Below are 26,691 nucleotides of genomic sequence, written 5' to 3'. Positions count from 1 at the left end.
TCTTTTTATAAAAATAGGGCAGTCCGTTGGTAAAATGTTGACCTTTTTGGTATTATACAGATGAAATTGCAAACACTGAGAAACGGGTAACAGTTTACATACTGACTCAATAAAAGGAGGAAAAATTTCATGCCTTTAGTTTCAATGAAAGAAATGCTTATCAAAGCAAAAGATAACAGTTATGCTGTCGGACAGTTCAACCTAAATAACCTTGAGTTCACTCAAGCGATCCTTCAAGCTGCGGAAGAAGAAAAATCACCGGTAATCCTTGGTGTTTCCGAAGGTGCAGCACGCTATATGGGCGGGTTCAAGACTGTCGTCAAGATGGTGGAAGGCCTTCTGGAAGACTACAGCATTACAGTACCTGTAGCTATTCACCTTGACCATGGTTCCAGCTATGACAAGTGTAAAGAAGCGATCGATGCAGGCTTCACATCTGTCATGATCGATGCGTCACACGGTCCTTTCGAGGAAAACATCGAAATCACTTCCAAAGTGGTTGAGTATGCACACTCTAAAGGCGTTTCTGTAGAAGCTGAACTTGGAGTTGTCGGCGGTCAAGAGGACGACGTTGTAGCTGACGGCGTTATCTACGCTGACCCTAAAGAGTGCCAGGAGCTCGTTGAGCGCACTGGTATCGACACATTGGCACCTGCCCTTGGTTCTGTTCACGGACCATACAAAGGCGAGCCTAACTTAGGATTCAAGGAAATGGAAGAAATCGGCGCGGCTACAGGAGTACCACTGGTGCTTCACGGCGGTACGGGAATTCCAACGAAAGATATCCAAAGAGCGGTATCTTACGGTACAGCGAAAATCAACGTAAACACTGAAAACCAAATCGCTTCTGCGAAAAAGGTTCGTGAAGTGCTTGCTGAAGATGCTGAAGTATACGATCCACGTAAATATCTTGGGCCTGCACGCGAAGCCATCAAGCAAACGGTTATCGGCAAAATGCGTGAATTCGGTTCTTCAAACCAAGCATAATTTTATAAAAATCTATAGACTTTGCAGAATCGCATAAACAACCCTTATAGAAACCGCCTTACATCATAAGGCGGTTTCCGTTCATTTTAAAAGTTTTGAAAATTTAGTCGAAGAAAGAGGGATGGGGAAATGAAATTTTTTATTGATACGGCTAATATGGAAGAAATTCGCGAAGTTTTTGAATGGGGAATCATCTCTGGGGTGACAACAAACCCTTCATTGGTTGCGAAAGAAGAAGGGGTATCTTTTCACGACCGCTTAAAGGAAATAGCAGACCTGGTACCTGGATCGGTGTCGGGTGAAGTCATCGCACTTGATGCAGAAGGCATGATTAAAGAGGGCCGTGAACTTGCGGCTATCGCACCTAATATCACCGTAAAAGTGCCAATGACTCCAGATGGCCTGAAAGCGGTGTCTGTATTCTCTAAAGAAGGCATCACAACGAATGTAACCCTTATTTTCAGTGCCAATCAGGCATTGCTTGCAGCAAGGGCGGGTGCGACATACGTCTCTCCTTTCCTCGGAAGGCTGGATGATATCGGCCATGACGGAATGGAGCTGATTGAGAAAATCGCTGAAATCTTTGCGATCCATGCTATCGACACAGAAATCATCGCTGCTTCTATCAGACATCCTCAACATATCACTGATGCTGCTTTAAGAGGGGCGCACATTGCGACTACCCCTTATAAAGTTCTTGGGCAGTTGTTCAAACACCCGCTTACAGACAAGGGAATCCAGGCATTCCTGGATGATTGGAATAACAGAAGCTAGATATTCCCTGGATTGATTTTCGGCGGCAGTCGACACACTCAATGCAGAACTATAGTAAAAAAGGTATAATTTATAAAAAAATCTATTCTTCTATACATGTTTTGGCGAATTATGTATAAACTAGTAGACAATACTTCTTAGAATTATTTTAATTGGTAAATATAACCATTAAAACACTCATTATAAATCGTTGCTTAGTTTATGGAAAATTCATCAAGGAATTTGGAAGGGAGTCTAAAATGGAAAAGCTTAAAATAGCAGGCGGTTATCCACTGAAAGGGACTATTAAGGTAAGTGGAGCGAAGAACAGCGCTGTGGCCCTAATTCCGGCAACTATCCTTGCCGACTCTCCAGTAACAATTGAAGGTTTACCAGAGATTTCAGATGTACAGACACTGAAGGCTTTGCTTGAAGAAATCGGAGGAGAAGTTTCTTTTGGCGATGGTGAGATGAGAGTAGATCCATCCCGAATGATTTCAATGCCTCTGCCAAGCGGAAAAGTGAAAAAGCTGAGAGCGTCCTATTATTTAATGGGTGCCATGCTTGGGCGCTTCAAAAAAGCGGCAATCGGACTGCCGGGCGGGTGCCACCTTGGGCCGCGTCCAATAGACCAGCATATTAAAGGGTTTGAAGCTTTGGGTGCTGAAGTGACGAACGAACAAGGCGCCATCTATCTAAGAGCAGAGGAACTGCGCGGTGCCCGGATCTATCTTGATGTGGTCAGTGTCGGAGCAACCATTAATATTATGCTGGCAGCCGTCAGGGCAAAAGGCCAGACAATCATAGAAAACGCAGCAAAAGAGCCTGAAATTATTGATGTGGCTACATTGCTTACCAATATGGGAGCCAGAATCAAAGGTGCAGGTACAGATGTCATCCGTATTGATGGAGTCGATAACCTGAGCGGATGCCGACATACGATCATTCCCGACCGCATAGAAGCGGGCACGTTCATGATTTTAGGTGCCGCAGCAGGTGATGGTGTACTGATTGATAACGTCATCCCTCTTCACATGGAATCTTTGATCGCGAAGATGCGTGAAATGGGTGTGCCTATTGAGACCGGTGATGAGCAAATCTTCATTGGCAAGGCGGAAAATTTAAATGCTGTTGATATCAAGACTCTTGTATACCCTGGATTCCCTACGGATCTTCAGCAGCCGTTCACCTCTCTTTTAACAAGAGCTAAGGGTTCGGCAGTCGTAACGGATACCATTTATTCTGCCCGCTTCAAGCATATTGATGAGCTGCGAAGAATGAATGCCAATATCAAAGTCGAAGGGCGTTCCGCCATCGTGAACGGGCCTGTCCAGCTTCAAGGAGCGAAAGTGAAAGCGAGTGACCTGAGGGCAGGCGCTGCACTTGTTGTTGCCGGCCTGATGGCTGAGGGTATAACAGAAGTGACAGGCCTGGAGCACATTGACCGCGGCTACAGCAGCCTGGTCGAGAAGCTCGAAGGACTTGGAGCAACTATTTGGCGTGAAAAGATGTCGCCGGAAGAGCTGGAGCAGTTGAAAAGCTCTTGATTGTCATACTGAGCGGCCATTTTAGGAAGGTGGCAGTTCTATGACTATTCATTCTGCTGGAGAAAAGGTGTACAACCTCTTCAATGGGGCAGTTGAATTAAAGAAGTAGGTCTTTACCAATGTGTCATGCTTTTCCATATACTTAAGAGAATATATGGGGGCAAGAACCGTGCTAGGCTCATAATGTTGTTGGACTTCCATTGAAAAGGACATTAGAACCTAATTCGCTTACGCAAGTTGCGATGCTCCGTAAGGTTATTAAATGCATGTGTTAGCCGCTTCTACCCGAGCTTTTATAGGCAGGATTGAATGGAGCGGAAGGTGCCCGATCTCCTGTCCGCCCCCGCGGAGTCGGACACCTGCAACGGAAATCAACAACCCTTTTCAAAAAGCAATATTCAAATCAGCATTCTAAAAAAAACCTTTCCCCTCCCTTTTAATGTGTTACAATATATATATTATTATGTTATACAATTTGCACATAAAAATATATTTATGACACAGGGGGAGAAACAGATGGAAAGAAGTTTATCGATGGAACTTGTACGCGTAACAGAAGGGGCAGCGCTTGCTTCAGCCCGCTGGATGGGAAGAGGAAAGAAAGATGAAGCGGATGATGCAGCAACTTCAGCTATGAGAGATGTTTTTGATACTGTCCCGATGAAAGGGACAGTTGTGATCGGGGAAGGGGAAATGGATGAAGCCCCGATGCTCTATATCGGTGAAAAACTAGGGACAGGCTATGGCCCTCGCGTTGACGTAGCGGTCGATCCGCTGGAAGGCACAAACATTGTGGCTTCTGGAGGTTGGAATGCCCTGGCTGTACTGGCTGTCGCTGACCATGGAAACCTATTGAATGCTCCGGACATGTATATGGACAAGATAGCAGTGGGCCCGGAAGCGGTCGGACAGATTGACATCAATGCGTCTGTACTGGATAACCTGAAGGCTGTTGCCCGTGCAAAAAATAAAGATATCGAAGACGTCGTTGCGACGGTACTTAATCGTGAGCGCCATTCTCACATCATCGCTCAATTGAGAGAAGCTGGAGCAAGAATCAAGCTGATCAATGACGGTGATGTTGCGGGTGCCATGAATACAGCTTTTGATCATACCGGAGTTGATATCCTGTTTGGTTCAGGAGGTGCACCTGAAGGCGTTCTGGCTGCAGTAGCGTTGAAATGTCTTGGCGGGGAAATCCAAGGGAAGCTTCTGCCGCAGAATGATGCTGAAGCAGACCGCTGTGTAAAAATGGGTCTGGATTGCAGCAAAATCCTTCGTATGGAAGACCTGGTGACCGGAGACGATGCCATCTTTTCCGCAACAGGCGTTACAGATGGAGAGCTTTTGCGCGGTGTGCAATTAAAAGGGACCCATGGCTTGACGCATTCTGTTGTAATGAGAGCGAAGTCCGGCACGGTGCGTTTCATTGACGGCCGTCACAGCTTGCAAAAGAAACCGAATCTGGTGATGAAGTAAGTGTTTTGTAAGGCACTTTAAATTCCTTTTACAGCGACCGGTCATCCAGTACACGGGTGAACTTTGAATATCAATCAGCTTTGATGGAGAGCTCCCATTGAAGCTGACATTTCCTATATATAGAGAAAGATGAGGGTATTCCTCTGCCCATCATGACTTTTTCCTTCCTTTTCTATTCCATTGTTGATTTCAACTGAAAAATATGATTAGATAGTAGTTGTTTTATTTTCATATATACCATACTGTGTTTGGTTATATTTTTGCTTTCGAAACCCATGCACATGATATTTCAGTGAATCATGGCGATATTTTTTAAAATTCAATTAGTAACAATTTTAAGAAAGGCTCTTTTCTAAAAGATTGAGGCTGTTTTATCCTCTACCCTTTTACGAATTAGGATTGGAGCGGAAATTCATTAATATTGAAACAGCCACAATCTTAGCGAAAAGAGCCATAGATAAAAATACTTCACAAGAAATTGCTTCTACTATTTCTTCTTACTTATTATCCGGTAATTTTCCTATCATAACGATCTCCATATGGTAGATTTCAAATAATTAAAGAGTGGTGTCATTATGGAATTAACGATTAAAAGCCTAGAAAACATGAAATTAAAAGAACTATATGAACTAGCAAGAGAATACAAGATTTCCTACTATAGCAAGCTGACAAAAAAAGAACTCATATTTGCCATCCTGAAAGTGAGAGCTGAAAAAGAAGGCTTCTTTTTTATGGAAGGTGTATTGGAAATCATCCAGTCGGAAGGTTTCGGATTCCTGCGCCCGATCAATTACTCGCCGAGTGCGGAGGATATTTATATTTCCGCGTCCCAAATCCGCCGTTTTGATTTGAGGAATGGAGACAAGGTTTCCGGGAAAGTGCGTCCTCCTAAAGAGAACGAACGCTATTTTGGATTACTTCATGTAGAAATGGTCAATGGAGTGGAACCGGAAGCTTCCAAGGACCGCGTCCATTTCCCAGCTCTTACTCCTTTATATCCTGACCGTCAGATCATGCTTGAAACGACTACAAGTAAAATATCAACACGCATCATGGATTTGATCTCCCCTGTCGGATTTGGCCAGCGAGGATTGATTGTCGCTCCTCCTAAAGCAGGTAAAACGATGCTCTTGAAAGAGATTGCCAATTCAATCACGACCAATAATCCTGAAGCGGAATTGATTATCCTTCTGATCGATGAGCGTCCTGAGGAAGTAACGGATATCGAACGCTCTGTTGAAGCAGAAGTGGTAAGTTCCACATTCGACGAAGTGCCTGAAAATCATATCAAAGTGGCTGAGCTAGTATTGGAGCGAGCTATGCGTCTAGTTGAGCATAAACGAGATGTGATCATTCTAATGGATAGTATCACACGTCTGGCGCGTGCTTATAACTTGGTCATCCCGCCAAGCGGAAGAACACTTTCCGGCGGTATCGATCCGGCTGCTTTCCACCGTCCAAAACGTTTCTTCGGTGCTGCCCGTAACATAGAAGAGGGCGGAAGCTTGACTGTACTGGCAACGGCTCTTGTTGATACCGGCTCCCGTATGGATGATGTAATCTATGAAGAATTCAAAGGAACTGGAAACATGGAACTTCATCTTGACCGTGCGCTTGCAGAAAGAAGAATCTTCCCTGCGATCGATATTCGTCGTTCCGGAACACGAAAAGAGGAGCTTCTTATTCCAGCGGAAAACCTTGATAAGCTGTGGGCCATCCGAAAAGCAATGTCCGACGCGCCGGATTTTGCAGAAAAATTCCTGCGCAAGCTGAAAAAAACCAAGACAAACGAAGAATTCTTCGATATACTTCATGAAGAATCCAAAGGCAGGCGCTCATAAGCGGTTGTCCCTCTAAGTGATTTAGAGTAGTAAAGTAAATTTTATCCAGCTTGAAAACCAGTTTGCATTTCAGGGCTGGACTTGTTATAATATTGTCAGTGTGTTTTTAAAGTGGATGCGGTAAGGGGCTGGTCAAACGGCTTATGCTCATATCGCATATTTTGGAATATATAACTCTGTCTCAGATGATTCAGGGCGGAAGGAGATGAAAAAGAATGAAACAAGGAATTCATCCAGATTACAAAAAAGTGATGGTTACATGTGCTTGCGGTAACGAGTTCGAAACAGGTTCTGTTGAGAACGAAGTTAAAGTAGAGGTTTGCTCTGAGTGCCATCCTTTCTACACTGGTCGTCAAAAATTCGCTGATGCTGGCGGACGTGTTGATCGTTTCAACAAGAAATACGGCCTTAAAAACCAACAACAATAATTTTAGAAAAACAGCGGAGGGATTCCGGGTCCCTGTAAGCACTTGTGCTTAACAGCTTCCCTGGAGTCCTCCCTTTCTAAACTTTAAAGAAAACAGGCAAGGAATTATGCTTGCCTGTTTTTTATTTCTCTTTTATGAGAAAATAAGGAAGAATCAGGTGGAGGCAGTAATTGAACTGCACCCCTTTTTTTCTGAATTGGACCTTTTTAGACATTCTTTTCCGGCTGTACCAGCTGTTATTGCCTTTTTTATTCTTTTATTAGAGGTGCAGCGGAATACATAGGATGCATTTCATAAATTCATCGATCGAGGAAGGAGAGGGCTAATTTCATGTATCTCATGAAACAGACCGGATGGTTGGAAGTAATTTGCGGAAGCATGTTCTCTGGAAAATCTGAAGAGTTGATCAGACGCGTCAGAAGAGCACAATTTGCCAAGCAGGAAATCATGGTCTTCAAACCGAAATTAGATAACCGCTATAGTGAGGAAGCTGTTGTTTCCCATAATGGAACATCTGTGATCGCCAAGCCTGTTGAATCTTCAGTGGAGATTCTAGGAGAGGTGACAGCCAGTGTCGATATCGTCGCTATTGATGAAGTCCAGTTTTTTGATGAAGGTATTGTGGATGTCGTGCAGAAGCTTGCGGATGCAGGTCATCGTGTTGTCACTGCAGGACTTGATCAGGATTTCCGCGGAGAACCATTTGGTCCGATGCCCCGCTTGATGGCTGCTGCTGAACAAGTGACCAAGCTTCAGGCTGTATGTTCTGTCTGCGGATCACCCGCAAGCCGTACACAGCGCCTGATCGATGGCCGTCCTGCCGGATATGATGATCCGATTATCCTCGTCGGAGCTTCGGAAGCGTATGAACCAAGGTGCAGGCATCATCACCAGGTACCTAAGGGTATCAGTGTCAGCCAGGAATCGATCGTGAAAGAAATATAATTTTTAACCGGGAGCCCCCAAGCTGCCGGTTTTTTAGTGGCGTCCGACAGCCTGCGGGACTGGTGATCAACATTCCCTCGGGGTCAAGGGTTGAGGGCAGGTACTATAATCTTAAAAATAGAGGAAAAGATTTCCCTTAATTATTAAATAGCAGGTAAAACAGCTAAAATAGAGGAAGAAAATTCCCTTATTTGACTTAAAAAACTGAAAAAAGGTGTTTCTGGGGTAAATAAGGGAAAAAGCTTCCGTTATTTACCCTTAAAATGTGCTCTAATCTAAAATTAGCGGTAATAACTTCCCTTATTTTTACCGCTAGTCTTAACTCCGCCCCCGTTGAGTTGTGCGGCTGAAGCCGATATTCATTACTTTAACAGCCGCAATCCCAGCTTCAACACCAAGCTTTAGAACGCGGTCCTTACGCTTTTATTCCTTCCAAATTTCAACCGGTATAACCTCAATGTCCTGGGATAACCTATGCTCAGGAGGTGTTTCAGATGAGGAAGGTCTTAAGTTTAGCGGCTCTTACCATCTTACTGACAGCATGTGGAGCACAGAATGAAAATCTTTACGTGCAGGATGAAGATCAGGGTGGCAGAAGGTTCGTTAACAATGATTTAAATGATGTCGATACGAATCAAAATGTCGATCAGCCTATGGAGACGAATCAAAACCCCAATTTTATTGATTTAGCGGAAACGCAGCCAAATAAAGGTACAGATGTCAACAAGGCAAGAGAGGTCATTGAGATATACACAGACTATGAACCTGGCCAGGTCTGGTTAAACGGCCAGCAAATGTGGGTCACGGCTTATACTCATGCCGAAATGGCACAGGACAAACGCAATGAAGAGGAAGCAGATCTCCGCAAGCGTTTAACCAGAGCTTTTCCGAGATATAAAGTGAATGTACAGATCCAAGAACGGTAAAAGGGAGACTCGCCCTTTTACCGTTTCTTGTGTTTGAGGACGGCATATAATATAATTGTACTGTTATGGATTAAAATTGAGGTGAATAGCTGTGTTCGATCGTTTACAGGCAGTGGAAGATCGTTATGAAAAGCTGAATGAGCTTTTGAGCGATCCGGAAATTGTGAATGACCCAAAGAAGCTAAGAGAATATTCCAAGGAACAATCTAACATCCAGGAAACTGTTGAAGCATATCGTGAATATAAGGAAGCTACGTCCCAGTTCAAAGACGCCAAATCAATGCTTGAAGAAAAGCTTGATTCGGAAATGCGTGAAATGGTCAAAGAGGAAGTTTCCGAGCTGGAAGAACAAATTGAGAAATTGGAAGAGAGAATGAAGATTCTTCTTATTCCTAAAGATCCGAATGATGACAAGAACGTAATCATGGAGGTCCGCGGAGCAGCAGGCGGAGACGAGGCTGCCTTGTTTGCCGGCGATCTCTACCGTATGTACAGCCGTTTTGCGGAAGCGCAAGGCTGGAAGACCGAAGTCATGGAAGCGAACTCTACTGGTGTCGGCGGTTACAAGGAAATCATTTTCATGATTACTGGAAATGGCGCCTATTCCAAAATGAAATATGAAAATGGTGCACACCGCGTACAGCGTGTTCCTGAAACAGAATCAGGCGGACGGATCCATACGTCAACGGCAACCGTTGCGTGTCTTCCTGAAGCGGAAGAAGTGGAGATCGATATCCATGATAAAGATATCCGTGTCGACACTTTCGCATCCAGTGGACCGGGCGGACAGAGCGTTAACACCACGATGTCAGCTGTGCGTTTGACGCATATGCCTACTGGTGTCGTCGTTTCATGTCAGGATGAAAAATCCCAGATCAAGAATAAAGAAAAGGCGATGAAAGTCCTTCGTGCCCGTGTCTACGACAAGTTCCAAAGAGAAGTACAGGCAGAATACGATGCCAACCGTAAGTCTGCTGTCGGTACCGGCGACCGCTCCGAGCGTATCCGTACGTATAATTTCCCGCAAAACCGCGTAACGGATCACCGCATTGGTTTGACAATTCAAAAACTCGATCAGATTTTAGAAGGTAAAATGGATGACGTCATTGACGCACTCATCCTTGAAGACCAATCTAAACTGCTGGAAAGACTGGAAGAATAATGAGTAATTGCAAAACCGTTTTTGAAGCCCTTAAATGGGCTTCTTCTTTTTTGATAGAAAATAAGCGGGACGAAAATGCGGGAGAACTGTTAATGAAGCATCTTTTAGAGATGGACAGGTCCCAGCTGCTGGCTAATCAAAGAATGGTATTAAGCGACAAGGTGAAGCTTGAGTTTGTTCGTGGGATCACCGGTCATATCCAGGGAACGCCGATTCAGCATATCATCGGTCATGAAGAGTTTTACGGCCGGAGATTTCTCGTCAGTGAACATGTGCTGATTCCCCGTCCTGAAACCGAGGAGCTGGTGTATCATGCCTTGGATAAAATTAAGAAGCATTTTGCCGGGAAGGATCAACTGAAAGTAGCTGATATCGGGACAGGGAGCGGTGCAATCGCGGTGACGCTGAAATTGGAGAAGCCGGAGCTGGCTGTCTCGGCAGTGGATATTTCCTCGGAAGCTTTGACGATGGCGGAGAAAAATGCCGAGGCATTGGGTGCACAGGTTTCGTTTTTGGAAGGCGATTTGCTGCAGCCTTTCATTTCGTCTGAGGAGAAGCTGGATGTGCTTGTATCGAATCCCCCTTATATCCCTTTGAGCGACTTGGATAATTTATCGGAAGTAGTGAAGGACCATGAGCCGCACTCTGCACTTTTTGGAGGCGAAAGCGGCCTGGATTTTTACCAGCGTTTTATGGAAGAACTGCCAAAAGTGATGAAAAATAGATTTCTGGTTGGATTTGAAATTGGGGTTGGACAGGGTGAAGCGGTTGCCGGGATGCTCAGAGGTGCATTCCCTGATGCCCACACTGAAGTTATCCACGACATCAATGGCAAAGACCGGATGGTTTTCTGTACAAGTGGCTGAAGTGGGCAATCGGACTTAGCACAATAAAGTAATAAGAGGGACAGTTCCTTTTAGCCTGGCAGCGAATCAATGCGTTGCTTGGTTATGAGGGACTGTCCCTTCTGCTGCTTTAAAACAGAGAAGCAAAATCCTATGATTCTAGCAGAATTCTCTTTTTTTGGAGTTTTTCGATTTTGCTAGTTTAAGAATTGAGATTTCTGTCCACACTGTTTTACTGAAGGGACGGTGGAGGAAATGAAATCAACTAAATTAGCCTGGATGTACATAATCACTTTAAGTATTGGAACAATCTTAAGTTTATATATACCGAAACAGGAATCAATCTCAGCTCAGCAGGAGGTTCAGGTCATTCCGAATGAAGCGATACGATTGAGGATCCTGGCTGACAGCGACAAGGAAGAAGATCAGGCAGTCAAACGCTTGATCCGTGATAGAGTCAATGAAGAGATTACAGAATGGGTGGAAAGCCTTGCTTCACTAGAGGAGGCGCGTTCTACTATCAAGGCAGGTCTACCTGAACTCCAAGAAATAGCCGAACAAGTGATGGAGGAGGAAGGGGTATCACAGTCAGTCAAAGTGGAATTCGGAGAAGTCGATTTTCCTACAAAGCTTTATGGGCAGTTTTTATACCCTGCCGGTGAGTATGAAGCGATCTTGATTACGTTGGGAAGCGGCCAAGGAGCAAACTGGTGGTGCGTCCTTTACCCTCCGCTTTGCTTCCTCGATTTTTCAAGTGGAACGGCTGTAAGAAGCCCTGGATTTGAATCAACGGCTGAAGCCAGTGAATTGGAGCAGGAAGTTGATCTGCCTGTAACGGAGGAGTCCGATGTGTCAGCGGGTGCTTCGGATGAAGAGCAGCAGCCGGAAGCTTCACGTGCAAGCGAAACGCGGACAGCCAGCGAGGCGGTTATCATCGAAGAGACGGAAGTTGTGGCCGCAAGTGGACAAGTTGTGGATAAACCAGCAGATGAAAAGGGTATGGCAGATGAAGCGCCGACAGAAGAACAGCTTTTTGTAGAGGAAGAAGAAAGTGAAGTCGAGGTAAGGTTCTTCGTGATAGACCTTTTAAAAGGGCTTGTGAATTAAGGTGATAGAGAGATTCTTATCAAAAGAATCTCTTTCTTGTTCTATTCTCTCTCTCATTACATATCTATTAACTATAAAGATAAAATGAGAGAGGGGCATAAATATGTTGAAAACAATCAGGAGAGCTTTGGAGAGGGATATTGCACCAATTAAGGGGTTTCTGGAGAGTGCAGAATTGAGCACTTTGGGAGTCGATGAAAGCATTGATAACTTTTTAATCGTAGAGAATGAAGAATTCGGGATAGAAGGAACTCTGGGACTGGAAATTCTCGAAAGGGCAGGGCTGCTGAGATCACTGGTGGTCAAGCCGACAATGGATGGCGAAGATTTATTTGCTTTATTTCAGGAGATTCTTCAGTTGGGAAGGGAAAAACAGTTATCTTCCTTATATCTAGTGTCCAATAAGCAGGCATCTGTTCAATTTTTTCACTTATTAGGTTTTCAACAAGTGGATAAGTCTCATTGCTCAGAAGAATTACAACAGTTCACACACGCCAAAGCGTTATCCACAGTGGATAACTGTACAATCATGTGCTTCCAATTCTGATTATTTAGTATGTTAACGGTTTAAAGCAGTGAGAGGGACTGTCCCTTTCACTGCTGTAGTGCGTTAAAGGTAAATTTCAGATGTTCACATAGTTATACACAATTTTTCGGAGGTTATACACATTTTGTGGATAAGATTTGAATAACTGTGCCGATTCTTATATACTTGCAAAAGTAGAAATGATATAGGATAGTTAAAATTCACATAGAAATAAGCTTTTTCCTGCACTATTATGTTTGAAAAGATAAAGGTGATAATGATGAAGACGAATTACTGGATTGTGGAGAACAATGTGGATAGTGATAAAAGTTGTCCACAGATTGTGGAAGCCTCTCAATTTTTAAAGGATGATGAGGTCATTGCCTTTCCAACTGAAACAGTTTATGGACTGGGGGCGAATGCGAAATCGGATGCGGCGGTGGATAAAATTTTTTCAGCCAAGGGCAGACCGAGCGATAATCCCCTGATTGTCCACATTTCAAATAAGGAACAGTTAGCCGAGTTGGTTGAAGAGATCCCTCCTGCTGCTGAGACCTTTATGGAGAAGTTTTGGCCGGGGGCATTGACGATTATTTTCAAGAAAAAAGAGGGCGTCCTTTCGGAAAGGGTAACGGCCGGATTGGATACGGTAGCCATCAGGATGCCTGATCACCAAGTGGCGCTGGCATTGATAGAGGCGGCGGACCTGCCGATTGCCGCACCGAGCGCAAATGTATCAGGCAGGCCAAGCCCGACAACTGCACAACACGTTATCAAAGATTTGGCCGGCAAAATCAGCGGCGTCATTAACGGCGGGGAAACTGGTGTTGGAGTGGAGTCCACTGTCGTTGACTGCACATCAGAGGTTCCTGTGATTTTGAGACCGGGCGGAGTCACAAAAGAGCAGCTGGAAGAGGTGTCCGGACCCGTCCAAGTGGACCCCTCTTTGAAAAAAGGGGAGGGTGCGCCAAAATCACCTGGCATGAAATATACTCACTATGCTCCCGACGCGCCATTGGTGCTGCTGGACGGGTCTGTGGATTGGATACAATCTCTCATTGATGAAAAAAGGCAGGAAGGATTGAAGGTCGGGATGCTGACGACAGAGGAAAATAAAGATTCCTTCCAAGCGGAACATATTCTTTTCTGCGGAAGCCGGTCGGATCTCGGCACTGTTGCTCATTCGCTTTACGATGTCTTGAGGTCTTTTAATGAAAGTGATGTGGATATCATTTTTTCAGAGACCTTCCCTCAGGAGGGTGTCGGAATGGCAATTATGAACAGGCTGCAAAAAGCGGCGGGGTACCAGTTATTGAAAGAGAAGTAGCATAGAGTGGTACAGCGCATTGGCGAGATTAAAAAGAGTTATAAGAAAAAAGGCAGCTCCTCCATTAAGTGAGGGGCTGCCTTTTGAAATTTTTATCCCATTTCTTTTTGGGGACACAGGATACTTCCCGCTGCTTTTGTATTTTTAAGAAATAAATTCCTCTGGACGTGCATAGAGTGTGATGTAGGCACGTCCAAAGGGGGATATGAAATGACGACCGTTCTAGCTGAATTATTTACGTTGATGTTGATGGCATTTGCACTTGGGATGGATGCCTTTTCGATAGGAATAGGAATGGGAATGATACAGCTTCGCTTACGACAGATTTTTTACATAGGAATTACGGTGGGGCTTTTTCATGTATGGATGCCGCTGCTCGGGATGATGACAGGAAAATTTCTTTCTGAAAAATTCGGTGCATTTGCTGCCTATGCCGGCGGAGTGCTGCTGATTGTGCTGGGAATCCAAATGGTTCTAGCGAGCTTTAAAGATGATGATAGTTCAGTGATGACTCCGGTGGGCTTTGGCTTATTGCTGTTCGCGCTGAGTGTGAGCTTGGACAGCTTTTCAGTCGGCCTGACGCTGGGAATATTCGGAGCGAGAACTGCCGCCGCGGTGATTTGTTTTGGTGCGGCTGCCACCATCCTGACTTGGGCAGGGCTTCTGGTCGGCCGTCGGGTCCAAGGGTGGCTTGGGTCATACAGCGAAGCGCTTGGAGGCTTCATACTCTTCGCCTTTGGAATTAAACTTTTGCTGCCATTTTAGATTTCTATAGTTCATAAATGCGCTAAGAGGGACAGTTCCTCTTAGCGCATTTATGCGTTAATGCACAAAGAGGGACTGTCCCTTTCAGTGCGTTAAAGCGCTGATGGGGAGTTTTTTATTTTATAATATAATTTAATTCCTGTTGCTATAGAGTTGTTGGACATTGGCTTATAATAGGGGTAAGGAGATGGTAAGGATGAATATTTTATTTGTTTGTACAGGAAATACGTGCCGCAGCCCAATGGCGGAAGCGCTGCTAAGACATAAAGGGAAAGGTGCGTTCAACGTTAAATCTGCTGGAGTTTTTGCGGCAGATGGACAAGAAGCTTCCTTTCAAACTCAAGAAGTTTTAAAAGAGAACGATATAATACATGAACACCAATCCAGTTTGTTAAACCCTAAACACATTCACTGGGCAGACTATATTTTTACAATGACAGAGAGGCACAAGCAAAACATTGCTGCCATACATCCACAGGCCGCAGACAAAATGTTTACGCTTAAAGAATTCATTACAGAATCCGCAGTGGATCGTGATGTTTCGGATCCTTTCGGCCGCAGTGTGGAGGTTTACCGGACCACCTATAAAGAATTGGATGCTTTGATCGACAGGTTGATAGAGAAACTTAAGAAATCTTGAGGATTACGGAAGGGGAACTTTGGTGTGAAAACGGATGAGAAGAAAAACTACAAATTTGGGTTGAGGAAGAAATTGGTCTTATTCATTACGCTGCTGGCTGTCATCACATACTCCACCAGTGCACTTTTTATTTATTATATCCGCCCCACTTTTGCGGCCGGCATGAACGAAGCGGTCTTTACGACGGCGACATTGGCAATGGGAATCTTCTGGTCGGGTGTCCTGGCATTTTTCGTGGCGGGTTTTATCACTAAGCCCCTTCAGAACTTGGAAAAAGCTGCTATTGAGGCATCCCTTGGAAATATCCATGATGACGTAAAGCTGCCGGAGTCTGACGACGAAATCCGTTCTCTTGGTTCAGCTTTTAACAACATGCTGGCAAACCTAAGAGAAATGGTCCAAAACATCGACGAAAACTTCAATAAAACGAATAACACAGTGGTCAATATATCCAGTGCATCATCAAAGGCATCGACACAGGCTGAAGGAATTGCTGTAACCATAAGTGAAATCTCGGCAGGTGCTGAAAGTTCAGCTGCCTCTATCCAATCGACGGCTGAATCAGTCGATGATGTCATCAGGATTGCACAGGAAGTCCAACACCGTTCAAAATCCTCCGAAACGATTTCAACAGAAATGCTGAAGGATCTTCAGGAAAGCAAAAAGGTGATTAACTCTCTTGTTGAGGGAATTGCCGCTTTGGCGAAAGGAAACGAAGATTCTCTGGAGGCCGTTCGACGCTTGGAGGATAACGCGAAAAAAGTGGAGCAGATCATCCAGCTTGTAGGGGATATTGCGGCTCAGACAAATCTTCTTGCCCTCAATGCTTCCATTGAAGCGGCAAGAGCGGGTGAACACGGCAAAGGTTTTGCGGTGGTAGCGGAGGAAGTTAGGAAACTTGCGGATGAAAGCGGCAAGGCTGTTCAAGGAATCTCAGAGCTGATTAAAAATATTCAATCTGAAGTCAGCAACGTCGTAGGCAGGATTACGACCCAGGTGGAGAATGCCAATAATGAAGTACAAAAAGGCAATCAAACAAATGTGGTAATCGAGGAAATGACTGTGACAATCAACGACATGGCTCAATCCGTACAGCAAATATCAGGTCTTGTGGATGAGCAGATGGACTATATCCAATTAACCTCAAGACAGTCCCAGGAAGTAGCGGCCATTGCTGAGGAAACATCAGCAGGTGCAGTTGAAGTAGCGGCAGCCACAAAAGACCAAGCATCAGTTATGGAAAATGTAGAACAGCTTGCTCTTGACTTGCAAAAACAGGCGGAGAGCCTGAAAAGCACCATTACCCGGTTTCGATTATAAGATAGGTAAAGACCCGTCAGCTCTTGGTTGACGGGTCTATTTAAAATCCGGGTGGTGACTGTCACCACCCGGATTTTGTCTTTATTTGTCGAATGCTTTTGAGTAGCGATATTATTCAATAATTTCAGTTCAAAACCAATTATTCTTTATAATTTTCAATGGGTATGTAAAAATTAAACTATAACTCATTATGGCAGGAGGAATACGGCATGAAAGTGGCAATTGCATCAGATCATGGCGGTATGAATATTCGGGAAGAGATAAAAGATTTGCTGAATGAACTAGGAATCGAGTTTGATGATTTTGGCTGTGAATGTGATACATCCGTCGATTATCCAGACTATGCCCAGCCTGTTGCCGAAAAAGTGGCGAGCGGGGAATATGACCGGGGCATCCTGATTTGCGGGACCGGAATTGGGATGAGCATTTCAGCCAATAAGGTAAAAGGGATCCGCTGTGCGCTTGTGCACGATTTATTCAGCGCAAAAGCAACCCGCGAGCACAATAACAGTAATGTTCTCGCTATGGGTGAAAGAGTCATCGGACCGGGTCTTGCCAGAGAAATCGCAAAGGTATGGCTGGAGACTGAATATGAAGGCGGACGCCATGAGCGCCGTATCGGCAAGATTGCTGAGTATGAAGAGAGAGTCAAATAAGTTACTACAGTCTGTAAGTGGAGAGAAGGAGGCAGTAAAGATGGATGTCGAAGTTCTCAAAAACCAACTGAATTCCATATTGACAGAGTTCAAAGAGCAGTCGCCTTTAAAACAAGGAAATCTGCTGGTCATAGGCTGCTCGACCTCAGAAGTGATTGGGCAGAAAATCGGAACGGCAGGAACCTCGGAAGCGGCTGAAGTCATTTTTGATAGGGTAAAAGCGTTCGCCTGGGAACATGGGGCAGGCTTAGCCTTTCAATGCTGTGAACACCTCAACCGTGCACTGGTCATGGAAAGAGAATGGGCTGACAAAAGAGGCTATGAAGAAGTTTCGGTGATCCCGGTTCGAACAGCCGGGGGAGCTATGGCGACCTTCGCCTATGAAAAATTTGAAGACCCGGTGGTTGTCGAATTCATCAAAGCGGAAGCCGGAATTGATATCGGACAGACATTCATTGGCATGCATATGAAGCACGTGGCTGTTCCGATACGCGTCTCACAGAAAATGCTGGGTGAAGCTCATGTCTCACTCGCGAAAACAAGGCCGAAGCTTATCGGAGGAACCCGTGCTGTCTACGAACCAACCCCAGAAAATAAATCCTGCTAAGAGGGCAGTAGAGAATGGCGGACAATCGTTCCGTCATTTTTTTATGGGATGGAGTGCCCTCATGCTTTAGCACTTTAAAGCGCCATCAGGGACAGTCCCTCTTCGCGCTTTAAAGTGCTAAAGCGAAAATATTTCATTTATTTTGTAACATTCTCATCACTCATACGTTGACTAAGTAGATAGAAAAGGGGGGGAGCTGGTGCATGATGAACAGAGGCATAGTCTTGAGACATTATATCGAAAGTATGCAGAGCAGTTATTTTACTACCTGGTAAAGCTGTCAGGGAGCAAGGAATTGGCAGAGGACCTCGTTCAGGAAACGTTTATCCGTGCAACGGTGTCCCTGGAATTTTCAGAAGCGGAAAATGCAAAGGCTTGGCTTTTCAAGGTGGCCAGGAACGTATATTTAGATGAATGGCGTAAACGTAAGAGAAGGGAGAGGATCCCGTTTCTTTCAAGGTTGATGAAAGAAAAAGAGATGGTCAGTCCATATGGAATTCCTGAAGAAGAAGTGGTCAGGCAGGCTGGGATTCACGAAGTAAAGGAGCTGCTCATGCATTTGCCGGAAAAGTAGAGGACCATCCTTTATCTGAGATAATACGAGGAGTTTACATATAAAGAGCTGCAATCATCTTTAGAGTTATCAGAGGCACAGGTGAAAACGGAGCTATTCAGAGCAAGGAAAAAGTTAAAGGAAATTTATGAAAAAGCAGAAAGGAGTGAGGGTCAATGACGGAATGGGATAATAAGCTGGAAAACAAAATCATGAGAAAGTATCGTTTTAAATTTACAGCCCGCATCGTTCAGGTTATCATAGCGGTCTTTTTGCTCTATTCTTTCTATAGCATGGGCGTAAATATAGTAGCGGATTCTCTGAAATGGAATCATAAACATCTCTACAACATCAATCTCATGCTTGATTGGAAGTTTCCCAATGTTAAATCAACGATGTCACATCCCATCAGTGAAACCAATGGATTCTGGACACAAAAAATGGAGGTCCCGCTGTTCGAGCAAATTGGGAAAGAAGACTTTTCAGCAGGGACTATTCATATGAAAAAGGGACTTCTCCCATGGAGTTCTCAACTTCGGTACGAGTGGAATAATGACCAGCCCGCTGAACATTTTAGATTTTATCTGCCGGAGAATCCTAAGACGGGCGAAAAATATGCACCCGATACTTCTGACTCTGCGTGGTCCACTTTAGAAAAGGTTCACAAGGGGACTGTTTCAGAGCTTGCTTTCTCGACAACCGAATTCATGGATGCGGACGATCTTCAAAAAACCTTGGAAAAGTATGATTTGCAAGTGCTCTGGATGCCGCTGTATACAGGGGAGATGAAAGAATTCAATGCCGGCTTTAGTTCCGGCGGCAACGATATGCAGCTGATGGGAGTGTACGGGTTATCTAGCGGCCGTACTCATGATGAAGACTATATGTCTCAATCACAAATGCTAATGGACTCGAGGCATTTGGATGAATTGCAGCAAGCGATGCTGGACAGCATGGAAATATTTTTGAAAGAAGAGGATGAAGGATATTATGAGGACTTCCTTGGCCTCGACCACCTGCAAAAGAGATATGATTATCTGAAAAAAGAAGGATTCAGCGTCTATGGAGCCGTTGTGACAGGCCCTGTTAAAGAGCTGTTGAAACTAAGAGAAATCGAAGGGATCCACGGAGTGCAGGTCGGCGGAATGGAATACTGGAACTGGGATCGCTATTAATTGTGCTTTAACACGCTAAACTACTAAGAGGGACAGTCCCTCTTAGTGCATTAAAGCAATGAAGCGCTCCCTGCACGGCTCCTTTTTACAAGTTTATTCTCTGAGAGAATCATGTTAGAATATAAAAGGAATTTGAATTTTTCGAGATTGATAGAAACGGGATGTAAACGTTTCCGTAAATTGAAGGGGGATCCGTATGAGCAAGATTGCAGTGCAAGATCAAGAGCTTTATAAAGCGATTCAAGATGAGCTGCATCGCCAGCAAACCAAAATTGAGCTGATCGCTTCAGAAAACTTCGTCAGTGAAGCCGTAATGGAAGCGCAGGGGTCGGTTTTAACGAATAAGTATGCAGAAGGTTATCCTGGACGCCGTTACTATGGCGGGTGTGAATATGTCGATGTTGCCGAGAACCTTGCGCGCGACCGTGCAAAGGAAATTTTCGGTGCAGAGCATGCAAATGTTCAGCCGCATTCCGGCGCGCAGGCCAACATGGCGGTCTATTTCACTGTATTGGAGCAGGGAGATACAGTCTTGGGGATGAACTTGTCCCATGGTGGACACTTGACTCACGGAAGCCACGTGAACTTCAGCGGAATCCAATACAATTTCGTCGAGTACGGGGTGGATAAGGACAAGCATGTGATTGACTATGATGACGTCCGCCAAAAGGCAATTGAACATAAGCCGAAGATGATTGTTGCGGGTGCATCTGCTTACCCTAGGGAAATAGACTTCAGCAAGTTCCGTGAAATCGCGGATGAAGTCGGCGCATATCTCATGGTGGACATGGCTCACATCGCAGGGCTTGTAGCGGTCGGTCTGCATCCAAATCCGGTCCCGCATGCTGACTTTGTAACAACAACAACTCATAAAACCCTTCGCGGACCTCGCGGCGGCATGATTCTTTGCCGTGAAGAGTTTGCAAAGAAGATTGATAAATCCATCTTTCCTGGAATTCAGGGCGGCCCGCTTATGCATGTCATCGCAGCGAAAGCAGTGGCATTCGGTGAAGCCCTTCAAGACGATTTTAAAACATATGCACAGAACATTATCGACAATGCGAAACGCCTGGGTGAAGGCCTTGTAAAAGAAGGCATGGAGCTCGTATCAGGCGGAACCGATAATCACTTACTTCTATTGGACCTGCGTTCGTTAGGCATGACAGGAAAAGTGGCTGAAAAAGTCCTTGATGATATCGGAATTACGACAAACAAAAACACGATTCCATTCGACCCGGAAAGTCCATTTGTAACAAGCGGCATCCGTATTGGAACAGCTGCGGTTACTTCCCGCGGATTTGGCTTGGAAGAGATGGACGAAATTGCTTCGATCATTGCCTTCACGCTTAAAAACCATGAAGATGAAGAGAAGCTGGAAGAAGCACGAAATCGTGTAGAGGCATTGACTGCAAAATTCCCTTTATATGAAAATAAATAAGATGTAAGTCAAAACCGCCGGCTTAGTTGGCGGTTTTTTTGAGGGTATTGAACCCGCTATTCCCGGCAGTTCTAGAGAGTTGAGTAACAAGTTATATCTAAAGAAGCGGACATTTACCGGTTAAGCTGTAGAATAGGATTCGATTTGGGGTAGATAAGCGTACATTTTTCGCTTAAGCACAGTAAACCCTACCTTTTCAGCATCTTTTTAAGAGGATAAGGGAAATAGTTCCGCTTATTTTAGTTGTTTTTGATGCTGTTTCTTAAATAAGCGGGAATTCTCCCCTTATTTCCCGAAAACTTTTTATCACCCTGTATCCCTTCCCGCCAGCAGCTTTTAACACCGCTGTCCATGATGTACGACTATCCCAATATCTGAAAGGACATCTCCTTTTTTACGAGAAAATGACATCTTTCCACAAACGTTGCCACTCACTATACTTTTATGTAAAATAGGACGGAGTATAAATATGAAAAGCAACGTTATTTTTACATAAAAAGGAGAGATTTCAGTGGGAAAAGTATATGTATTCGACCATCCATTAATCCAGCATAAGCTGACGTTCATTAGACAAAAAGAAACGGGAACGAAAGAATTCCGTGAGCTTGTAGACGAGGTGGCTTCATTGATGGCCTTTGAAATCACTCGTGATATGCCTTTAGAGGAAATTGAAATTGAAACACCTGTAAGCAAGGCAACAACCAAAACGCTTGCCGGTAAAAAGCTTGGAATCGTGCCGATCCTGCGCGCTGGCCTTGGAATGGTAGAAGGAATCCTGAAACTGATCCCTGCTGCGAAAGTGGGACATGTAGGTTTATACCGCGACCCGGAGACACTTCAGCCTGTTGAGTACTATGTAAAACTTCCAAGTGATGTCGAAGAGCGTGATTTCATCGTCGTAGATCCAATGCTGGCTACCGGCGGGTCGGCTGTCGAAGCGATCAATTCACTGAAAAAGCGCGGAGCCAAAAACATTAAGTTCATGTGTTTAGTAGCATGTCCTGAAGGGGTAGACGCCATTAAGAGTGCCCACCCGGATGTGGACATCTACATCGCTGCCCTTGATGAGAAACTGAACGAAAAAGGATATATCGTTCCTGGCCTTGGCGATGCTGGCGACCGTTTGTACGGCACAAAATAATAGAAATGGTTCAGAATCCCGCCTCTCCACTACAAGAGGCGGGATTCATTGCTTTAAAGCAATAAATCCCCAACACCAACACCTCCCACCGACAAACTTTCCACTATGCATACTCCCGCCTCCTTCAACAAAAGCTAACGAGAAAAGGAGGAACCACACCGTATGCGAAAAATTAGTGCACTTATATTCTTTTTTTTTCTAAGTAACCTCCTGATACCCCTGGAACCTCAGCCGGCAGCAGCAAAGGCCTTTAAAATGCCGCCGCTCAAGCAGCAGCCTGACCAAGAAGAAATCCTTATCATCGAAACTCCTCAGCCTGTCGACTCAACTAGAATCCGGGAAGAGCTCAAACCCTATCCCTCGGTAAAGCTCCGGCATGTTTTCACAAAGGTCCTGTACGGCTACTCTATCAAAGGAAAACAATCGGAGATCACAGAATTCCTGGCAGCCCATCCGAAATCAACGAAACTGACCACAACTAAAGCGCAAACTTACACAATAAAACGAGACAGTACCATTCCATTTGTCGGGGCTGAGAAGACAAGGGGGTACTTCGACCAAAATGGAAACAGGTTAACCGGCAAGGGAGTTAAGGTGGGGATCATCGATACCGGCATGGACCTTCATCACAGGGACCTAGAGCGGAACTTTAAAGGAGGGAGAGATGTCGTCGACGGTGACAAAGAGCCGATGGAGACCCTGCCAGGGAACGGATATTCCACTATCCATGGAACCCATGTGGCCGGAATCATCGCAGCTAATGGAACTTTGCAGGGCATGGCGCCTAATGCGGACCTCTACATCTACCGCGCGCTTGGTCCAGGCGGGAGGGGAACGACGGATCAGGTGCTGGCCGCTATAGAAGCAGCAGTCAAAGACAAAGTCGACATCATCAACCTTTCTCTCGGGAGTGAAGTAAATGGACCGGACCTTCCACTAAGCAAGGCGTTGGATAAGGTGGCGGACAAAGGCATCCTCCCTGTCGTCGCTAGCGGAAATTCCGGTCCGGGGGACTGGACCATCGGGACGCCGGCAACTTCCGCCAAGTCACTTGCAGTAGGAGCCTCGACCCCGCCAACGGATGTTCCTTATCTCAGAATAGGCAAAGAAAAAATCCGTCTTCTTTCTATTGATAAGACTGAACAATGGAAGGAGATTAGATATACGGATGTGTATGACGGAGGCCTGGGTTCTCCTGTAGAGCTGAAGGGGAGTTTTGGAAAAATAGCATTGATTCAAAGAGGAAAGTATACTTTTGAAGAAAAGATTGAGAATGCAGAAAAAGCCGGCGCTAAAGGAGTGCTGCTTTACAACAACACAAAAGGCCTGTTTGCGGCGATGGTCTCAACCGATAAGGATATCCCGGCAGCAGTCATTTCTTTAGAAGAAGGCAAAAAGTTACTAAATACAAGAAGCAGAGTATCCATTACATTGAATAACGAACAAGACAGACTTGCTCCATTCAGTTCGAAAGGGCCTGTAACGGTGAACTGGATGATCAAGCCGGATGTGACGGCACCAGGGGTCGATATAAACAGCACCATTCCGGACGGATACATGTCCCTGCAGGGTACAAGCATGGCAGCACCGCATGTCAGCGGGGCTGCAGCCATTTTAAAACAGGCGCATCCCGGGTGGAAGGGTCCACAATTAAAGGCGGCTTTAATGCTTTCGGCAAAAGAGATATCGGATGGAAATGGTATCCCATATAAAGTCTATGAACAAGGAGCGGGAAGGATCCAAGTCGATAAAGCCCTTCAGCTCGAGACGTTCGTTTATCCAGCATCCATCTCCATGGGCGGGCTGCAGGATCAAAAGAAAAAATACTTGGAAAGAAAGATCACCATTCAAAATCAGGGAAAAGAACCCAAAACTTACTCCCTTCACCCAGCAGAGTTAAAAGATGACCTTAGGTGGGAACTGCCGATGAGCTTTGAGTTAAAGCCCGGTGAAGAAAAGTCAGTAACGGTTCGAGCCATCATCAAAAAATTCCCTGATAAACATGTCCTTTGGGAAGGAAAGCTCCTGCTGGATGAAGGAACCAATGAATATACCCTTCCTTATTTAATCGCTGCCGGTACCCCTGACTATCCACGGATTATGGGCTTCGCCGCCGTGCCGGGTGACGAGCCCGACACACTCAGGTATGAAGCTTATCTTCCTGGAGGTGCAGAAGAGTTTGCGCTCGCGTTATTTGACCAGGAAACGCTGCAGCTGCTCGCCATCCTGGATCAAAAACAGCAGGCGGCTGGGATGATAGGCAATCAGGTGGACCTTCCTTCTTCTATTAAAGGGAAGACATTTTATGCAGTGGCGTTTGCGAAGGCCAAGGGAGACGAGGATTATCAGGAAAATTTAATTGAATGGTACAGGTGAGGAGGCAGTGAAGTCTGCTTCCTTCTTTTAATCTTAATAGTGAAAGGTAGCACTGAAGAAGGACCTGTCCACTCCTATAGTTTGATTGGCAATTATTTCATCAAATCTCCCCCTTATATCTTTCCGTCTATTCTTATATAATGTAAATGGCATCTAAATTCAGCACATTTTTACAAATTTGATGATTTTGTGAACAAAACAGAAACACGTGGCAAGGTTGTGAACTTTTTCACTGTAACGCATTGACATCATTTCAGCCCTATTGTATGCTTACAAAGGATATGAAATGATAGGGTTTTCACAAACTTTATCTTGTCCAAAAAACTTTGCATTTTACAAGTGTAAAAGTTTTACCGCAAATCCCCGGAAATGTAGGGATGCCTATGCGTCATCGTACTAGACGCCCGTTACAGGCCATGGCTTTATACACGGCCATTCTCTCGCAACTTGTCKGATCCATGCTGATTGGTATCTTCGCTGGAAGATGGCTGGACAGTTATCTGGATACCGCGCCACTTTTTTTAGTAATCGGACTATTCCTTGGACTATCAACAGGAATTTATGGAATGCTCCGTACGGTCCGCTCTTACTTTTCAGGAGACTAATGATTTATGCCGGAAATTCAACAGATGTTCATCAGACATCGCAAGTACATACTCTTTCTGCTCTCTATCTATGTTCTTGGCTGGGGATTCACAGACTATCAAACAGTCTTCCTCGGACTCATTCTTGGGACAGGCATCAGTTTGTTCAACCATTGGGTCATGGTCAAAAGGACGGCCAGGTTTGGGGATAAGATTGTAGCAGGAGAAAAAGTTCGTTCTTTGGGAACGTTTTCACGGATGGCTGGTGCGGCTTTCGCTGTCATCATCGCTATGGAATACCCGGACAGATTTCATCTTCTGAGCGTTGTTATTGGATTAATGACATCATATCTTGTCATTATGATAGATTATTTGATTCAACAGCTTCAACTTCATAAATAGCGGGGAAGAGAGGTGAATTTCATTGCATCATGAAAATCCTACCGCTGAGTTTCTGGGCTTAACCTTTAACTTGGCAAATGTATTAATGATCACGGTAGCAAGTGCGATAGTGTTCCTGCTTGCCGTTGTATCAACCCGGCGACTGGCCATGAAACCAACCGGCATTCAGAACTTTATGGAATGGATCATGGACTTCGTCAAAAACATCATCAAAAGCAACATGGACTGGAAAACCGGAGGAAGGTTCCATATCCTCGGAATCACATTGATTATGTACATTTTTGTATCTAACATGCTGGGTCTTCCATTCTCAGTGGTCATTGACCACGAACTCTGGTGGAAATCACCGACAGCCGATCCTACCATCGCATTAACGATGGCGGTACTTGTTGTTGGTCTATCACACTATTATGGTATAAAGATGAAAGGTTTCGGTGAATACGGAAAAGATTTCTTTAAACCTATGTGGTTCTTATTCCCGCTGAAGGTAATCGAGGAATTTGCGAACACCCTCACATTAGGTCTTCGTCTTTACGGAAACATCTACGCTGGTGAGATCTTGCTGACACTATTGGCAGGTTTAGCCGTTACAGGCGTGGGCGGAACTCTTGCAGCAATACTGCCAATGCTGGCATGGCAAGGATTCTCGATATTTGTTGGTGCAATCCAATCATTTATCTTCGTAATGTTATCAATGGTCTACATTTCTCACAAAGTGAGCGCAGACCATTAATATATACCCTGTTCATTTTTGAACAAAAACCTATTTAAGAAAAAAATTTTTCATACATTTGAGGAGGAAATTAATAATGGGTCTAATAGCAGCAGCAATCGCAATCGGTTTGGCAGCACTTGGTGCCGGTATCGGTAACGGTCTTATCGTATCTCGTACAGTTGAAGGTATCGCACGTCAGCCAGAAGCACGTGGTATGCTTCAAACAACAATGTTCATCGGGGTAGCACTAGTTGAGGCGATTCCAATCATCGCCGTTGTTATCGCGTTCATGGTACAAGGTCAATAATCGGAAGTTACACTCGTTCCAAAATGGCGAAGATCATTCCTTGAGAACCTTCGCCATTCCTTTATGTTCATGACTTCAATCACTGATTTAGTGAGTTAAGGAATATACTAGTAAGTTAAACAAGCGTATCTATTAGAGA

General features: G+C 44.8%; 27 protein-coding genes and 1 pseudogene. All 28 read left to right on the top strand.

The genetic code is table 11. The annotated features are described in order from the left end of the window. Nucleotides 1–129: 129 nt before the first annotated feature. Entirely contained in the window at nt 130–987 is an 858-nt protein-coding gene (locus FZC78_RS08735) for a class II fructose-bisphosphate aldolase (protein WP_148939311.1), read from the top strand. Nucleotides 988–1,116: 129 nt separating this feature from the next. Beyond that, a complete protein-coding gene (gene fsa / locus FZC78_RS08730) occupies nt 1,117–1,761 on the top strand; it encodes a fructose-6-phosphate aldolase (protein ID WP_148939310.1) in 645 nt (214 codons plus the stop codon). Nucleotides 1,762–2,000: 239 nt separating this feature from the next. Beyond that, nucleotides 2,001–3,287, top strand: a complete 1,287-nt coding sequence (locus FZC78_RS08725; RefSeq protein ID WP_148939309.1) for a UDP-N-acetylglucosamine 1-carboxyvinyltransferase — start codon at nt 2,001–2,003, stop codon at nt 3,285–3,287. A 516-nt stretch (nt 3,288–3,803) separates the two neighbouring features. Continuing rightward, nucleotides 3,804–4,766, top strand: a complete 963-nt coding sequence (gene glpX, locus FZC78_RS08720) for a class II fructose-bisphosphatase (protein WP_148939308.1) — start codon at nt 3,804–3,806, stop codon at nt 4,764–4,766. Nucleotides 4,767–5,341: 575 nt separating this feature from the next. Next, on the top strand, nt 5,342–6,607 hold the full coding sequence (gene rho / locus FZC78_RS08715; protein ID WP_148939307.1) for a transcription termination factor Rho: 1,266 nt from the start codon (nt 5,342–5,344) through the stop codon (nt 6,605–6,607). Nucleotides 6,608–6,822: 215 nt separating this feature from the next. Further along, the gene (rpmE, locus tag FZC78_RS08710; RefSeq protein ID WP_113930555.1) at nt 6,823–7,035 is read left to right on the top strand and encodes a 50S ribosomal protein L31; all 213 of its coding nucleotides are present in this window, start codon (nt 6,823–6,825) and stop codon (nt 7,033–7,035) included. A gap of 330 nt (nt 7,036–7,365) precedes the next feature. Continuing rightward, nucleotides 7,366–7,980: a thymidine kinase gene (locus FZC78_RS08705; protein WP_148939306.1), complete on the top strand. Its 615-nt coding sequence runs from the start codon at nt 7,366–7,368 to the stop codon at nt 7,978–7,980. Nucleotides 7,981–8,474: 494 nt separating this feature from the next. Beyond that, nucleotides 8,475–8,906, top strand: a complete 432-nt coding sequence (locus tag FZC78_RS08700) for a hypothetical protein (protein WP_148939305.1) — start codon at nt 8,475–8,477, stop codon at nt 8,904–8,906. A gap of 91 nt (nt 8,907–8,997) precedes the next feature. Next, nucleotides 8,998–10,068: a peptide chain release factor 1 gene (prfA, locus tag FZC78_RS08695; RefSeq protein ID WP_148939304.1), complete on the top strand. Its 1,071-nt coding sequence runs from the start codon at nt 8,998–9,000 to the stop codon at nt 10,066–10,068. Then, entirely contained in the window at nt 10,068–10,934 is an 867-nt protein-coding gene (gene prmC, locus FZC78_RS08690) for a peptide chain release factor N(5)-glutamine methyltransferase (RefSeq protein ID WP_148939303.1), read from the top strand. The genes prfA and prmC overlap by 1 nt, the downstream gene beginning before the upstream one ends. Nucleotides 10,935–11,168: 234 nt before the next feature. After that, nucleotides 11,169–12,020, top strand: coding sequence for a stage II sporulation protein R (spoIIR, locus tag FZC78_RS08685; RefSeq protein WP_148939302.1), 852 nt, complete (start codon nt 11,169–11,171; stop codon nt 12,018–12,020). A gap of 103 nt (nt 12,021–12,123) precedes the next feature. Then, entirely contained in the window at nt 12,124–12,567 is a 444-nt protein-coding gene (locus tag FZC78_RS08680; RefSeq protein ID WP_148939301.1) for a GNAT family N-acetyltransferase, read from the top strand. A gap of 259 nt (nt 12,568–12,826) precedes the next feature. Further along, nucleotides 12,827–13,873, top strand: coding sequence for an L-threonylcarbamoyladenylate synthase (locus FZC78_RS08675; RefSeq protein WP_148939521.1), 1,047 nt, complete (start codon nt 12,827–12,829; stop codon nt 13,871–13,873). A 210-nt stretch (nt 13,874–14,083) separates the two neighbouring features. Continuing rightward, the gene (locus FZC78_RS08670) at nt 14,084–14,638 is read left to right on the top strand and encodes a manganese efflux pump MntP (RefSeq protein WP_148939300.1); all 555 of its coding nucleotides are present in this window, start codon (nt 14,084–14,086) and stop codon (nt 14,636–14,638) included. Nucleotides 14,639–14,825: 187 nt separating this feature from the next. Further along, entirely contained in the window at nt 14,826–15,278 is a 453-nt protein-coding gene (locus FZC78_RS08665) for a low molecular weight protein arginine phosphatase (RefSeq protein ID WP_148939299.1), read from the top strand. Nucleotides 15,279–15,302: 24 nt separating this feature from the next. After that, nucleotides 15,303–16,598, top strand: a complete 1,296-nt coding sequence (locus FZC78_RS08660) for a methyl-accepting chemotaxis protein (protein WP_148939298.1) — start codon at nt 15,303–15,305, stop codon at nt 16,596–16,598. A 209-nt stretch (nt 16,599–16,807) separates the two neighbouring features. Continuing rightward, a complete protein-coding gene (gene rpiB, locus FZC78_RS08655; RefSeq protein ID WP_148939297.1) occupies nt 16,808–17,254 on the top strand; it encodes a ribose 5-phosphate isomerase B in 447 nt (148 codons plus the stop codon). Nucleotides 17,255–17,294: 40 nt separating this feature from the next. Beyond that, nucleotides 17,295–17,861 carry a TIGR01440 family protein gene (locus tag FZC78_RS08650; RefSeq protein WP_148939296.1) on the top strand — a complete coding sequence of 189 codons (567 nt, stop codon included), beginning with the start codon at nt 17,295–17,297 and terminating at the stop codon, nt 17,859–17,861. A 199-nt stretch (nt 17,862–18,060) separates the two neighbouring features. Then, nucleotides 18,061–18,435 carry an RNA polymerase sigma factor gene (locus FZC78_RS08645; protein WP_252183556.1) on the top strand — a complete coding sequence of 125 codons (375 nt, stop codon included), beginning with the start codon at nt 18,061–18,063 and terminating at the stop codon, nt 18,433–18,435. Nucleotides 18,436–18,471: 36 nt separating this feature from the next. Then, nucleotides 18,472–18,594 (top strand): annotated as a pseudogene (locus tag FZC78_RS24245) (RNA polymerase); the annotation flags it as partial. Continuing rightward, on the top strand, nt 18,591–19,589 hold the full coding sequence (locus FZC78_RS08640) for an anti-sigma factor (protein WP_148939295.1): 999 nt from the start codon (nt 18,591–18,593) through the stop codon (nt 19,587–19,589). The pseudogene FZC78_RS24245 and the gene FZC78_RS08640, both read left to right, overlap by 4 nt. A gap of 196 nt (nt 19,590–19,785) precedes the next feature. Further along, the gene (gene glyA, locus FZC78_RS08635; protein WP_148939294.1) at nt 19,786–21,027 is read left to right on the top strand and encodes a serine hydroxymethyltransferase; all 1,242 of its coding nucleotides are present in this window, start codon (nt 19,786–19,788) and stop codon (nt 21,025–21,027) included. Nucleotides 21,028–21,538: 511 nt separating this feature from the next. Then, entirely contained in the window at nt 21,539–22,168 is a 630-nt protein-coding gene (upp, locus tag FZC78_RS08630; RefSeq protein ID WP_113928275.1) for a uracil phosphoribosyltransferase, read from the top strand. A 162-nt stretch (nt 22,169–22,330) separates the two neighbouring features. Then, the gene (locus FZC78_RS08625; RefSeq protein WP_148939293.1) at nt 22,331–24,544 is read left to right on the top strand and encodes a S8 family serine peptidase; all 2,214 of its coding nucleotides are present in this window, start codon (nt 22,331–22,333) and stop codon (nt 24,542–24,544) included. A gap of 383 nt (nt 24,545–24,927) precedes the next feature. Next, on the top strand, nt 24,928–25,149 hold the full coding sequence (locus FZC78_RS08620) for an AtpZ/AtpI family protein (protein ID WP_148939292.1): 222 nt from the start codon (nt 24,928–24,930) through the stop codon (nt 25,147–25,149). Nucleotides 25,150–25,155: 6 nt separating this feature from the next. After that, nucleotides 25,156–25,530 carry an ATP synthase subunit I gene (locus FZC78_RS08615; protein ID WP_148939291.1) on the top strand — a complete coding sequence of 125 codons (375 nt, stop codon included), beginning with the start codon at nt 25,156–25,158 and terminating at the stop codon, nt 25,528–25,530. 22 nt (nt 25,531–25,552) lie between these two features. Next, a complete protein-coding gene (atpB, locus tag FZC78_RS08610; RefSeq protein WP_148939290.1) occupies nt 25,553–26,263 on the top strand; it encodes a F0F1 ATP synthase subunit A in 711 nt (236 codons plus the stop codon). 76 nt (nt 26,264–26,339) lie between these two features. Further along, nucleotides 26,340–26,552 (top strand): F0F1 ATP synthase subunit C, encoded by a 213-nt coding sequence (gene atpE, locus FZC78_RS08605; protein ID WP_071410520.1) that lies wholly within the window; start codon nt 26,340–26,342, stop codon nt 26,550–26,552. The last annotated feature ends 139 nt before the right edge of the window (nt 26,553–26,691 follow it).

Source organism: Rossellomorea vietnamensis (assembly GCF_008180415.1).
GTDB classification, from domain to species: Bacteria; Bacillota; Bacilli; order Bacillales; family Bacillaceae_B; genus Rossellomorea; species Rossellomorea vietnamensis_C.
Note: the sequence above shows the minus strand (reverse complement) of the source record. Positions and strands in the feature narration are given on the sequence as shown.

Coding starts and splice junctions, on each gene's coding strand:
- spoIIR (WP_148939302.1), top strand. CDS start 11,169: ATGAAATCAACTAAATTAGCCTGGATGTACATAATCACTTTAAGTATT.
- FZC78_RS08680 (WP_148939301.1), top strand. CDS start 12,124: ATGTTGAAAACAATCAGGAGAGCTTTGGAGAGGGATATTGCACCAATT.
- FZC78_RS08735 (WP_148939311.1), top strand. CDS start 130: ATGCCTTTAGTTTCAATGAAAGAAATGCTTATCAAAGCAAAAGATAAC.
- FZC78_RS08675 (WP_148939521.1), top strand. CDS start 12,827: ATGAAGACGAATTACTGGATTGTGGAGAACAATGTGGATAGTGATAAA.
- FZC78_RS08725 (WP_148939309.1), top strand. CDS start 2,001: ATGGAAAAGCTTAAAATAGCAGGCGGTTATCCACTGAAAGGGACTATT.
- FZC78_RS08705 (WP_148939306.1), top strand. CDS start 7,366: ATGTATCTCATGAAACAGACCGGATGGTTGGAAGTAATTTGCGGAAGC.
- rho (WP_148939307.1), top strand. CDS start 5,342: ATGGAATTAACGATTAAAAGCCTAGAAAACATGAAATTAAAAGAACTA.
- FZC78_RS08670 (WP_148939300.1), top strand. CDS start 14,084: ATGACGACCGTTCTAGCTGAATTATTTACGTTGATGTTGATGGCATTT.
- FZC78_RS08640 (WP_148939295.1), top strand. CDS start 18,591: ATGACGGAATGGGATAATAAGCTGGAAAACAAAATCATGAGAAAGTAT.
- atpE (WP_071410520.1), top strand. CDS start 26,340: ATGGGTCTAATAGCAGCAGCAATCGCAATCGGTTTGGCAGCACTTGGT.
- FZC78_RS08625 (WP_148939293.1), top strand. CDS start 22,331: ATGCGAAAAATTAGTGCACTTATATTCTTTTTTTTTCTAAGTAACCTC.
- FZC78_RS08650 (WP_148939296.1), top strand. CDS start 17,295: ATGGATGTCGAAGTTCTCAAAAACCAACTGAATTCCATATTGACAGAG.
- FZC78_RS08615 (WP_148939291.1), top strand. CDS start 25,156: ATGCCGGAAATTCAACAGATGTTCATCAGACATCGCAAGTACATACTC.
- fsa (WP_148939310.1), top strand. CDS start 1,117: ATGAAATTTTTTATTGATACGGCTAATATGGAAGAAATTCGCGAAGTT.
- FZC78_RS08665 (WP_148939299.1), top strand. CDS start 14,826: ATGGTAAGGATGAATATTTTATTTGTTTGTACAGGAAATACGTGCCGC.
- prmC (WP_148939303.1), top strand. CDS start 10,068: ATGAGTAATTGCAAAACCGTTTTTGAAGCCCTTAAATGGGCTTCTTCT.
- glpX (WP_148939308.1), top strand. CDS start 3,804: ATGGAAAGAAGTTTATCGATGGAACTTGTACGCGTAACAGAAGGGGCA.
- rpiB (WP_148939297.1), top strand. CDS start 16,808: ATGAAAGTGGCAATTGCATCAGATCATGGCGGTATGAATATTCGGGAA.
- rpmE (WP_113930555.1), top strand. CDS start 6,823: ATGAAACAAGGAATTCATCCAGATTACAAAAAAGTGATGGTTACATGT.
- FZC78_RS08700 (WP_148939305.1), top strand. CDS start 8,475: ATGAGGAAGGTCTTAAGTTTAGCGGCTCTTACCATCTTACTGACAGCA.
- glyA (WP_148939294.1), top strand. CDS start 19,786: ATGAGCAAGATTGCAGTGCAAGATCAAGAGCTTTATAAAGCGATTCAA.